This window comes from Enterocloster sp. OA13, assembly GCF_022440595.1.
GTDB lineage: Bacteria > Bacillota > Clostridia > Lachnospirales > Lachnospiraceae > Enterocloster > Enterocloster hominis.
The window spans coordinates 149625-161991 of record NZ_JAKNTF010000001.1 but is presented as its reverse complement, the minus strand read 5'-3'; the positions used below and the strand labels follow the sequence as shown (position 1 = coordinate 161991).

The 12367-nt window shown below is 51.7% G+C and carries 7 protein-coding genes; 1 reads left to right on the top strand and 6 read right to left on the bottom strand.

All coding sequences use genetic code 11. From position 1 onward, the window contains the following. Positions 1 to 35: 35 nt before the first annotated feature. The 6 genes from MCJ35_RS00695 to MCJ35_RS00670 all read right to left on the bottom strand — a co-directional run bounded on the left by MCJ35_RS00695 (position 36) and on the right by MCJ35_RS00670 (position 11670). The gene (locus tag MCJ35_RS00695; protein WP_025483451.1) at positions 36 to 3074 is read right to left on the bottom strand and encodes a beta-ketoacyl synthase N-terminal-like domain-containing protein; all 3039 of its coding nucleotides are present in this window, start codon (positions 3072 to 3074) and stop codon (positions 36 to 38) included. Next, positions 3061 to 5313, bottom strand: coding sequence for a pentapeptide repeat-containing protein (locus tag MCJ35_RS00690; RefSeq protein WP_025483452.1), 2253 nt, complete (start codon positions 5311 to 5313; stop codon positions 3061 to 3063). The genes MCJ35_RS00695 and MCJ35_RS00690 overlap by 14 nt, the downstream gene beginning before the upstream one ends. A gap of 116 nt (positions 5314 to 5429) precedes the next feature. Next, on the bottom strand, positions 5430 to 6230 hold the full coding sequence (locus tag MCJ35_RS00685; protein ID WP_025483453.1) for a hypothetical protein: 801 nt from the start codon (positions 6228 to 6230) through the stop codon (positions 5430 to 5432). A 16-nt stretch (positions 6231 to 6246) separates the two neighbouring features. Further along, positions 6247 to 7554 (bottom strand): hypothetical protein, encoded by a 1308-nt coding sequence (locus tag MCJ35_RS00680; protein WP_025483454.1) that lies wholly within the window; start codon positions 7552 to 7554, stop codon positions 6247 to 6249. A gap of 4 nt (positions 7555 to 7558) precedes the next feature. Next, positions 7559 to 7738, bottom strand: coding sequence for a hypothetical protein (locus MCJ35_RS00675; RefSeq protein ID WP_008721451.1), 180 nt, complete (start codon positions 7736 to 7738; stop codon positions 7559 to 7561). Beyond that, complete coding sequence (locus MCJ35_RS00670) at positions 7720 to 11670, bottom strand: NHL repeat-containing protein (RefSeq protein ID WP_025483456.1); 3951 nt, start codon at positions 11668 to 11670, stop codon at positions 7720 to 7722. Before MCJ35_RS00670 ends, MCJ35_RS00675 begins: the two co-directional genes overlap by 19 nt. A 204-nt stretch (positions 11671 to 11874) precedes the next feature. Between MCJ35_RS00670 and MCJ35_RS00665 the strand changes: the two genes are divergently transcribed. Further along, entirely contained in the window at positions 11875 to 12300 is a 426-nt protein-coding gene (locus tag MCJ35_RS00665) for a helix-turn-helix domain-containing protein (protein ID WP_120057727.1), read from the top strand. Positions 12301 to 12367: the final 67 nt, after the last annotated feature.

Below are 12367 nucleotides of genomic sequence, written 5' to 3'. Positions count from 1 at the left end.
TTCCATGTCAGGAGCGGCACTTCTGCTATTGGTTTCTAAATGCTTCCATAATCCTTAAGGATCGTATCCATCCATTCCCCCAAGGGCTGACTGCCCTGAAGTCCATCCAGGGACACTTGTATCTTAAGCATATCTTCCAAATCAGCCTTGATTGCGTATATGGATAAGGAATCCGGCTCCATTTGCGCAATGGACTGCCCCTCATCCAGGGAATCAGCATCCAGGCTTAAGGCATCTGCAATTATATCCAGTATCTTATTTCTGACAGAAAGGATATCCCCGGTCTGTCCGAGCATATATGAACCGGGGTACCGGGACCCGTCAGCTGCACCAGTCCCATCAGCCGCACCGCCCCTTCCACCAACCGGGCCATTCCCGTCATATACACCGGCCCCGCGGGTTTGTTCCAAAAATGTTTTATCCCAGAGACTTTCCTCTTTTCCAACCGGCTTGTTTCCCTTATCCGGCGATTCCTTTATAAAACCTTCTATCCGGCCCAGACACTCCCCTGCAGCAGAATAGATAAAGGCATTACCAACCGTAGAGATTCCTGTCCTGGACTCCAATGCAGTATAAACGTAAATATACGGTCCCTTTTTCCGTCCCATGGCACATCTGCGGATTCCCGACGGAATCTGGAACCCAAAATCCCCGTTTAAATCAGTCTCAAACTCCGCTGCCAGCAAAGCCTGGAAACAGCAGTCAACCTCCCAGGTATTCCATTCCCCGCTGTCTGCCACGGATATCCTGGCAAGACAGGCGTCCGTGCCGCACCATGCTTCCTCAATGCCTTTAAAGTGACCTTCATAGAGAAAGCCCCGTTCTTTCAGTTTTCCATAAACCTCCTCCTGGTCCATATGGACCAAAAGCCCGGATTTCAGACTTTCCGGATTGCCGGGCAGCCAGCTGCCTGATTCAAAATTTCCCCTGTGCCCGGAGGCAAGAAGCAGGAATCCACCGTTACGGTGCTGGCCATATATCCTGCTGTTTCCTGTCAGCTCATCTGTGAATATCTGAATCCACGACCTTTCATTTCCCATATACAACGGGTACTGAAAACAGATATTGTTCAGGCACCAGCCGTTCTCCTGTTGTACCGGATACTGCCGGATGTTTTTATCCATTTCCAGGATCCTGCCCGCATCTGCCATAGTGCATATATATCCTGCCCCTGGATAAAGCAGCCGCCCCTTCACTTTATGGCCGGACAGATACCGATGGCTTTCCAAGGATATCTCCTGTTCCCATCCATATCCCGCCACAGCCAGACGCCGTCCTAATAACGGACTATCTGCAGGCCAAAGTCTGTAGGACCTGCTCTCCCTGCTCTCGTTCCAGTAAGATTTTTTCTGAAAGCAGCTGCCTGGCAATGCAGCCAGCTTCCCATCCGGATAGATGTGTTCCCATTCAAATTCCTCCCCATCCAGATACGGCCGCACATACTGGTATATTTCTTCCTGTCCTGAATGACCCAGATGCTGCTTCAGCCTGCCGGACATTACCAGCTGTCCTTGCGGTAAAGACCGTACTCCCCCTGTCTTTGTCCATGCCTCTGCCAGTATATCGACCAGTTCTTCCCTGCTGGTAAATGCCAGTATGGCCCGGAAGGGATAGTGGCTCCTCCTTACCGCCGCCGTGTAACATATATCCCATAATGTATCCTGGCCCGGCAATGTCTCAGCGTACCTGGCTGCCAGATTGTCCAGGGCAGCCTCACTGGTTCCGGAAAGGGGCAGGAGATAAATTTCCCTTGTATGCACTGTCCCGTTTTCCTGTGCTTCCTCTTTTTGCACAATCATATGGACATTCGTCCCGCCATATCCGAAGGAGTTGACTGCCCCTGTCCTCTTTCCATGTTCAGGCATCCACTTCCTGTTTTCTGTCACCACCTCAATCCCGTTTTCTTTCAGGGCCAGTTCCCTCCTTGGATGATTGCAGTGAAGGGTGGCCGGAATCTCCCCATGCTCCATGGCCAGAAGAAGTTTTATAAGCCCGGCCATCCCGGCAGCGGATTCACCATGTCCGATATTTGTTTTGACGGAACCGATATAGAGCGGATGCTCCTTTTCCCTTCCATATATCCTGGAGATGGACGCCGCCTCCACCTGGTCGCCTGCTTTGGTGCCGGTTCCATGGGCTTCCACGTACTGCACATCTTTTGGCCGGATCCCAGCGCGGCTGCAGACAGCCTCCATGAGCCGTGTCTGCGCCTGTTCATCAGGCGCATATATGCCACTTGATTTCCCATCCTGGTTCATTCCGCTGGACAGGATGATTCCACATACCCGGTCATGGTCGCGTACAGCATCTTCCAGGCGTTTGAGCAATACCATACCCGCCCCCTCGCCCCTTACGTATCCATCTGCCTCCTCTGCAAATGCCCTGCACCTGCCGGTTGGGGAAAGAAAGCCGCTTTTGCTCTCCACAATAAAGGAATCCGGTGTCAGCAGGAGCTGTACCCCTGCCGCCAGGGCCATATCACAATCCCCTTCCTCCAGGCTTAAGCATGCCTGATGGACGGCTGCCAGTGAAGAGGAGCATGCCGTGTCAATGGACATGGACGGCCCCTTGAAATCATATAGGTAGGATATCCGGTTGGACAGCATGGTAGCTGAACTGCCGGCCGCGGAAAAGCTGTTGATGCCCCTTCCTCCCTGTTCCCTGCGCTGCATGATCAGGTAATCAGAACCAAAATTCCCTACAAATACCCCAGTGCGGCTTCCCCTCAGTTTTCGGGGTACATAACCGCCATTCTCAAGCGTTTCCCAGGTCAGTTCCAGAAGGATCCTCTGCTGTGGATCCATATATTTTGCCTCTGTCCCGGATATGCCGAAAAAATCCGCATCAAATAAATCCACGCCTTCAAGAAAGCCGCCCCACTTGGAAATACTCTTTCCCGGGGCCTCCCTGTCCTTGTCATAAAAATGTGTGATATCCCACCGGTCCTCCGGAATCTGGCTTATGGCATCTGTCCGGTTTTTAAGCATGTCCCAGAAATGCTCCGGCGTACCGGCTTTTCCCGGGAACCTGCAGCCCATTGCCACCACCGCAATTCTGCGGTCATCTTTCTGCATATACACTTATACTACATCCCCTTTCCCGCGAACACCATGTCATGGGACCGGGTATGCACTCCGGTTCCCTTGGCAGGAGCGCGGCCTTTAAAACCTGTTCCCAAGTCATGCGCACAGAGGGTCTTTTATCGGTAACCACTGATATATTCTGTCCGTTTGGGCAGATGCTTTCACCCTTTAATAAGTCAGGTATCCATTTGGTGGCTGCCATCACATTCCTCTGCTGTTCATAAACATGTCCAGGTCCAATCCTCACTGTTCCAAATACCGTACCGTATACATTAAGGCTTCCTCCCGGCTTGCGTACAATATAAAACTCCAGGTATCCCCATTTCAGTTTTGCCTGATGGAAGGTGCCATTGTCAATACTCCAGCACGTTCCGGCTTCTACAACATACACTGCCGCATCCTTGTCCAGCCCATATCCGCTGTCCCTGAAAATGTTTTGCAGCCCGGTCGGTATGACGCAGCGGTCCAGCTGCCGGATAATATCTTCCCTGCCGTCTATGGACATAAGCGGGACACCGTCAATCCCTCCCCTTACCTGAAGCAGGCCAAATTCCATTGTAATCTGGTAAACAGGCTCCCCTGTCCCCGACATGATCTTCCATCTATAATTATCCTCTTCAACCTTTACATAGGCATCCTTTGCAAGATGGATTCCATGATAAGAAAAAACCTCCCGCAATTCCTCAAACACCGGTTCGTTATCATGGTTCAGTATCTGCCGGTATTGGGCGGACTTTTTCCCATCCAGGGAAAAGTACCATTCCACAGGAACCGCTGCCGCGGCATTGGTAAATATGGCGTCTTCAATTTCACTGGCAAAGAAATCCGCTCCCTGGATGGATGCGTCAGCAAATGAAACACGCCTGCCGCCATCACCAGGGCGCAGCACGGCTCCTCTGAAGTTTGTGCCGATAAGCACGGCCCGGTCAAATATGCAGCCCTTTAAATCAGCCTGGGTGAAATTCATGGTGCCCAGGTTAGCCCCTGTAAAATTAACATGATGCATATATGCTCCTGTGGCGCCCGCATGGGAACCGTACCAGTTAACCCCGCTCATATTTACCCCGTTTAAATCTGCCCGGTTGAACACGGCGTCCGGCATATAGGCGTCTGTCAGGTCCGCTGCAAGGGAGTTTAAATCCATGCTGCTTCCAAGGACAGCGCCTGTAAAGTCAGATTCCTGCAGGCAGGCATTGGCAAGACAGGCATTCATCAGACAGGCTCCCTGTGTAAAACTGGCCCTTTTCAGATTTGCATAGCTAAGGTCCGCTCCTGTCAGATCCGCCCCGTCAAAATACGTCTCTTCCAAATCCGTACCTTTCATATGCAGCCCTTTCAGGTTCATCCTGCGGAAATTACACCGGATCATCTTAGCCCCTTTAAACACAGTGGTGCCATCCAGGGCCGATTCCGTAAAGTCTGTTTCCAGACAGGAGGTGTCCGAAAAATCCACTCCCTGCAAAATAGCCCCCCGCAGGCTGGCCCGGTCCAGACAGCTCCCCCTGAGCACTGCCTGGGTAAATGTCCCCCCAGCCGCGTTAAGGTCTGAAGCATTACACTGTATAAGGGAAGCCTGTATGAAGCTGGCGCCTCTGCAGTCCATATTCCTACAGTCACATAGGTTCATCAGCGCCCGGTCAAACATGGTACCGCAGACATCCGCACATGCCAGTGTGGTTTTTATCATGGAACATTCCGTCATATCCACATTCCGCAAAACCGCATATCTTAAATCCGCCCATTCCAGGTCTGCCCCCCTGGCCCCGCAAAGCACCAGCTGGCTAAGGCTGCCTGTAATTGTCTCAACATGGAAACAGGCTGTATCCGGCAATCCGTCCTCCTGATTGATGGATATCTCTGACAGATGACCATCCTCCACATTCATGTAATATCTGTTTCTTTCTTTATCTTCACGGTAAAAAAACCACAGTTCCTCTGTTTTTTTGATAATCCGTAAAATCTCTGCTGTCTCCTGTTCCTCCTGGTCTGCCTGATAGCCAAACCGCGGTGTCCATGAAATATAATTTCCATTCATTGCCTGGATGACTGTTTCATTTTTATGCATCCCATAAAGATTAAACCTGTCATCCATACCGCTTTCGGATACCGGGACCCCTCCGCCTTTTTCTGCCAGGACATCAAGGCTTCCGTCTGTTTTCATTATTATCCTGCTTTTATCCCATGCAGCAAATCTGTACTTGCCCTGGAATACCATCCGTACGCCTGCCATTCCTTTCTCCCTTTCCTTTTTTGTAATAAGCTGGGCAAGCCCTTGGGTGTGAAGACTGCATTTTGCCTGTTGGCTGCAATGAACCTTCAAACAGGGCCAGGGCTGCCCAGCCTATCTTACTCAGCTTTCTCCCTGTCTTTCGCTACCTGTTCCACTGATATCCGGCCAGGGCTTCCTGGATTTCCAGGCCTGCCTGGACTTCCGCACACACCGGGAGAGCCGCCCTCAGCCCTGGATGACATCCTGGGTCTGGCAATGTATCGTTTTTTCCTGAACAGCCCCATGAATCCTGGTTTTGCGGAGTTGCTGTCTATTCCTGTATCCTTCCCATTCATTCCGCCCGGACCTCCCGGGCCACAGCCGCCGCCCGGACCGGGCTTCCCTCCGATTCCGCCATCCGCCTGGACCGTTACAGGTTCAGGAATCCGGGAGGCGCCAAAACGCACGGTCACACTGCCTCCGTTTCCGCCATTCCCACCGGAACCGCCATCGCCTCCGTTTCCGCCGCGGCCTCCCTTGCCGCCTTTTTGAGGTCCATATTCATTGATGTATGCTGCCAGCTGCTCACCTGCGTCCCCGCCAGCGCCTCCGCGTCCGCCTCTTCCGCCGCTTCCGCCGTTTCCTCCTGCTCCGCCCACAGCCCATATGGATATGGGCCGGTCAACCGTAAATACCCTGCATTCCAGGAGCAGGCCGGGACAGTCCTGCCCCTCTGCCCCATTCTCTCCATTGAATCCGTCCTGCATCTTTCCTGCATCCTGTCCATTCCCGCCTGGTGTGGCCTGTATATAGCGTTTGTGCAGGAATCCTTTTACCCGGCCCGGCTCCCCATTCCTGGCTTTTTCCAAAAGATCCATACCGTCCTGTCCATCCTTTCCCCATATGCCGGACGCCGTCTCAATATAAATGTCTGCCATATATCCACCCTCCTGGCTAACCAATGAATAAACCATTTACATATACTTCCCCAGGAACACCCGGGTTACCTGGAGACCCGTTTCCTCCTTCACCCCCGTTGGGGCCGTTATATTTGGCATCACTGGGCACATAATTTCCCTTATCATCTATGTCTTTGCCCCCTTTTCCTCCAAGTCCTGTCTTACCGCCTTTTCCTGCCTTTCCTCCCCTTCCGCTGACACCTTTTAATTTCTCAGCTTCATCCGGTGAAAGAAGCTGGATCCGCGCATCAGGAGACTCTTCCTGGCTGAAGTAAATGATTACCTTTCCTCCCTTGCCGCCATTACCTCCGGCTCCTCCATTACCTCCGGCTCCGCCTTTTCCTCCGTATCCCGGATTACCTTTAGCGCAATAGCCGGTTGGCTTGGCTGCATCTCCTCCATCCCCGCCGTTGCCGCCGTCCTTTCCCTTTCCTCCGTTGCCCCCGTTGCCCCCATAACTGAAGACATAGTGGGTACCAATCATCTGCTTCACCTTGTACTCCACACCCGCGCCGTTGGTACCGGATGTTCCGTTCTGACCATTTTTTCCATTATCACCATTAGATCCCCGGTCTGCATCCCGGGCTTTCACATCACAGCTGTCCTTTGAATCCCGTCCCTGGCCTCCGTCATTCCCCTTGCTGCCATCCGCGGCCCTTCCGGTTTCATCCTCTGCATTGGTTCCGTTCCCGCCAATACTGAAGGTGGATCCACTTTCGGACTCAAGCTTATCCGCAGTTACCTGGCATTCACCATGTGCAATGATTTCCGCCCCTTCCTCCACAATCAGCTCATTACAGTCCAGCACCGTACAGCTTGTCCCTTCATCTCCCAGAACCAGGGGATGGCCTTTTTTTACAACCACTTTTTCTACACTGTATACAGGAATGATCATCGGTTCTTCAAAATACAGGCGGTTCAGTATATCCCTGTAAGACTCAGCAAACCTGGAATCCCCATATATGTACTGCTGAAACGCATGGCAGATATCCGCCCTTTCCAGCGGACTAAGCTGCTCCACCGTATATTCCCCGGACTTCTTTTTCCAGCCCTTGAGGCCCCAGTTCAAATTACCTCCGTTATTCATCACAGCCAGCTTGTCCGGTACGCACATCTGCTTCAGCTCATCTATATTCCTGAATACAAGGTAGGACGGCTGTATCCCGCTTTTTCCCTTTGGGTTCAGATGGACCCCTTCCGGATAGTCCGATGTGAGGATGGGGGATTTCACTCTGTAATCCCCATCCCTGTGACACTTAAAATATTCCCTTTGCTCTTCAATTACCTTACTGATGATATCCATTGTCTTACTCTCCTTTTTTTATGATTTCCCTTACCTGGATTATGGTCCTTTTAACATTCCCCGGTTTTGCCTGTATCCGTATCTGGCCTCCCGGCATCAGGGTGATGGTATCAAAGCCATATGTCCCTCCTGCGGCCAGTATAAGAGGGTTCCCTTCTGTCACCACTACCTGTTTCTTCTCCATGTATCCACCTCTTTCCTGAGAAGCCTGTAGACATAGTACTCATCCACACAATAAATGATATCAAATACCACCGGTCTTACAGTGCCGTCCACTTTCTGGTCATCCTCAATCTGATACCTGTCCTCCTGCCTTACCAGTCTGGCCGAAGCTGTAAGCGTAATACCGTGGGTTCCAAAACGCTCCCTGAGTTTTCCCAGATTTCCGCTCTCCAGTTCCTGCTGCGCATCCTTTTCCAGGGTAAACAATGGGGAAGTAGGCACCCATCTGCTGACAGACGGCTCCGTCTTTCCATTGCTTCCTGTAATCTTTTCAAAGTTCAGCGTGTACAGGTTCCTGAATTCATCTGATTCCAGCCTGCCTGCATTGATATACTGAGGTGCTTCCGGCTGCAGTCTGGAATCCGGCGTCCTCACGAGGAAGCTTCCGTCCGGATTATAAATATCTACATGATAATCGGAAACCTGATTCCCGCTGCCGTGGTAAGACAGTACGGACAGGTACCCTTTCGCATCGGTACAGAAGTCCAGATACGTATCATCCTCCGCGCCGTTCCAAAGATTCATGTAGGACAGGTTCTCATAAAATACCGCCTTTTCCCTGTCAATCCCATCCTGTTCAGCCACGTAGGACTTACCCCCTTGCAGGTCATCCAATATCCAGCGTCTGCCCTTATCGGCAACAGACACCGTCATCCGGGACAGGCCGTCCCATACCAGCAGGCTTGCATCTGATTTCGTGACCACATAGGATGTATTCCTTTGTGTCTCACATATCTTCCACATATTCCCCGGTTCCTTTGTCTGCAGCTGGATGTTATCTTCTTCACGGTAAATATAGACGCCTGCGTCTGAAAGTTCACGTAAAAATGCATCCGACACAATACCTTCATCCAATTCACCCGAAAATCCTTTGTCCGTTATCCCGCACAATCCAGTGAGACCGGCATTACGGTATGCCTCCTCCATCACATCCGTGAACAGTTCCCCGTCCAGGTCATTCTTCACTGCCTGCAGCGGCATCTCAAACAGACGCCTTCCCTGAAAACCTGCCACCGGGTTCCCGTTCTCATCAAAACCCTGTATACGCCTGTTACCGGATTCCAGAATCAGGATCCTGCCGTCCGATGCTATCTTTACAGCCTTTGGCCCATTAATCAGCCCTTCCCTGAATCCTTCTCCTGAAAGCATCTGCGACTGGGGCGCATCCGCGTCAAGGCATCCCTCCCCGGGCAGCTTCAGGACCTCAATCTTATCCGTCTCCCAGTTAATGCCGACCACGGTTCCGCTGGGGTGGATTACCAGGTCATCCAGATGGGCCTGCATGAACCTGCCATAGCTGTAGGCTGGTTCTGACAGCTTAAATCCCCGCTGTCCGTCCATCAGATCCACCTTTCTTAAATGGCACTGGCTGTTTCTGGTATCCAGGATAAAATTATCCTCCCCTGTCCCGAATTTGTCATAAACAATACAGGGTTCCTCTGTAAAACCAACTTCGGATTCCTTAAAACGTTTGTTGACTTCCTCGTCAGACAGCGTGGAAATGTTCTGGATCATGAACGATATCCCACCTGTCCGGTCCCCGGATACCTCACTGCCAGACAGGACCGGATGGGGCGCGGATGCATCGGCGCCGGCTGCGGCGGCGCTCCATACATACCCCGCCTGCTTATAAGCACTGTTGTATGTAATACCTCCCAGACGGTACAGGCATCTGCCTTCTGACGCATGCCCCAGGTCAGCCACGGTTCCTGTGGGCATCTGGCCGGATTCCCACTTGTATGCGCCGTTTTCATAGGCCAGCTTTTCCTTGTGCTCATACTGCACATCCATTGTAAGGGGAATCAGGAACTCTTCAATGGCTCCCTTTACTTCCATATAGTCCTCACCGTCATCCGGCATCGCATTCTTCCAGCCGCTGTCCCATCTCCCGCAGATCCAGTCATTTTTAGTGAATACAGACAGGACCAGGCGCAGAGAACCTCCGGCAGGCACGTTGCTGAATGTTGCAAAAACCGGCTTCTTGGTACTTGTCTGCCCAAAAACACCTGTTACAGTTTTGGTGGTTCCTCCCTTGTAGGACAGCATAAGCTGCCATCTGTGGGCTGTGGCGGGCCAGACCGCTGTATCGGGATGTCCTTTTTCCCCATGTCTTGGATCGGGGCTTACCTCTGCCTTTAAATCCATGGATCTTGTAATCTGGGTGGTCATGACGGCAGGGGACGCACACACTTCAATGGTTGTCTCTAAAATCATGGCCGCATCAATGGCAACGTTGGCAATCCTCATGATCCATCCCGCAACCGGAATGCAGGCAGCAGCCTCCTGAAGCGTGATCTGTCCGATTATCCATACCAGGATCTTCTCAAACAGTTTCTTTACGAGGATGCCTCCAATGGTTTTGGCTGCCAGCTTCAGCCATCCGTAAATCATCTCTTCCGCGCTTTGGCTGCTGATGGGCGGCTGTATGATGGATGTTATCAGCTTGGCCACGTCTTCCACAAACACACGGTCCTTAAGTGCATCGGTCAGTACCTTTGTATTTAAAAGGCCGGCATCCGCTGCCAGGAAAAAGGAAGGGATACCCATCTGGAATATAGCTGTAAGTGCAATCCCCGTGGCACACAGTTGAGAATCATATGCCGAGGTTCCCATTCCTGCAAAATACAGGTTTACTCCTGAAGCGTCCTTAGGAAGCGCTGTCTCAATGGTTGTTCCACCGGCTGGAATCGGGATTCCCATAATGGTGTCTACCGGACCTATGATCCGGTTGTAGGACCTGCCTCCCATGGGCTTTCCTGAATCATCAAGATATTCCACATAGGCGGCCAGGGTACGCAGATAACTATTAAGCGCATCCACCTTCAGGGTATCGCCTGAAACCTTCAGGGTCTTTTCCTTTACCTCCACCCCGCACATGGACGCTGACTGGCTGACGGTCCACTTTGCGCCTTTTCCCGTCTCCGGGGCAGCCATGGCCTTCTTCTGGTCCATCCACTGCCTTGTCTTATACTCCTGGCACTGCGCGCCCTGTCCATGTTTCAGATGCCAGGACTGATTCTGCAGGCTTCTGTCCTGGCTTGCCGTTTTCAACGCCCCCTTAAGGGGAGCTCCGGCCTCCTTGAGCACATCTTCATCCAAATCGTAAATCTCTACCTTGTCCCCTGCTTTATGGCCCAGCACGTCGTACTCATATGTCATGGCTTCCTTTTTCTTTTCATCCCATGCATAGGTCCTGAAGGCCCAGCCCTCTTCGCCCTTTGCCCCGATTGCCGTGGCAAAATCAAGAAGCTTCTGGTACTGTTCCCTGTCATATGCGACCGGCGGCGCAATATGCCGGTTCATCACCACGGTTGCCGTGTATGGCTGGGCATTGGCCAGGTTCGGATGCTGGAACAGGAGTGACTTGGCAATATCCATGGGAGTCAGCACCAAGTCAATGTCCCTGTTGATTCGTGAGATCTGTTCCATTACCTGTGATTCCTCAAGTCCCTGTCCGCCTAACCTGATGCATGCCTCTGCATGATCCGCACCGTACAGACTCATCTTGGCATCCCAATACGCTCCGGAACCAGCCTGGTTCAACGCCTCGTGTTTCAGGAAACGTTCCTTGTGGCAGGCTGGAATATAGAATGAGAAGTGATACATCTTCGGCAGGGTATATCCATTTCCATCCCTGCTGGCAGATACTACCTGAAGCCGGTGCAGCCTCCGGTCAAAACCATCCCCATTCCCCAGTCCCTCTTTCCTTACCTCTGCATAATACATGACATCCCTGAGTCTGTCTTCCTTCATGAGCGCCAATGCCGCGTTTTTCTCCCTGGCCTTATTCAAGGTTTCTGGGGTATGCTTCATCACCTTATGCCTTTGCCCATCCACCATAAGAACCAGTTCCTCCCCGTCCCTTACCCCGGGCAGCATTAATTGAAAATACATATGTCTGTTCCTCCTTTTTATTGTGTCTTTTTAAGACACTTTCAGGATACCACCCCTCTCATCACCTGTCAAGCTTTTTCGAATCTTTTTAAGACACTTTATGGGATTATCATTGCTTTTATATAAATAATATGATATTATTAAGACACTAATTACAGTTTTGAAGATATATCCCCTTAAACGAAAAGGACAGGAGCACTTATCATGGAACTAGGTGAAAGAATACGCAGTCTCAGAAAAAAAAAGGGTCTGACCCAGGAAGAGCTCGCGTCCAGGCTCGGCCTGCAGAAGTCAGCGGTTGCCAAATATGAGAATGGACGCGTGACGAACATTAAGCGTGCCACCCTCTTTAAGATGGCGGAAATCCTGGAGGTCAGTCCGGGTGAACTGATGTACGGCAAGGAGGATAAGGGCCAGGATGACCATGGACTCGCCGTATTGTCAGGTTATTACGGGATGCTCAACAAGGCTGGGCGCACCAAGGTCCTGGAACATGTCCATGATCTCACACTGATTCCCGCGTACCGTCTGGACCGCGGACTGTCCCTGGTACCCGTGGCTGCCCATAATGATGATGCCAAAGACGCGGAACAGCTGCGCCTGATGGAAGAAGACCTCGACAATATGTAACCGGCTGAAGCATATTCTGTACTGCACAGCGAGCGGTATTTTGGATAGCGTTTAAAGGAGGGAATGA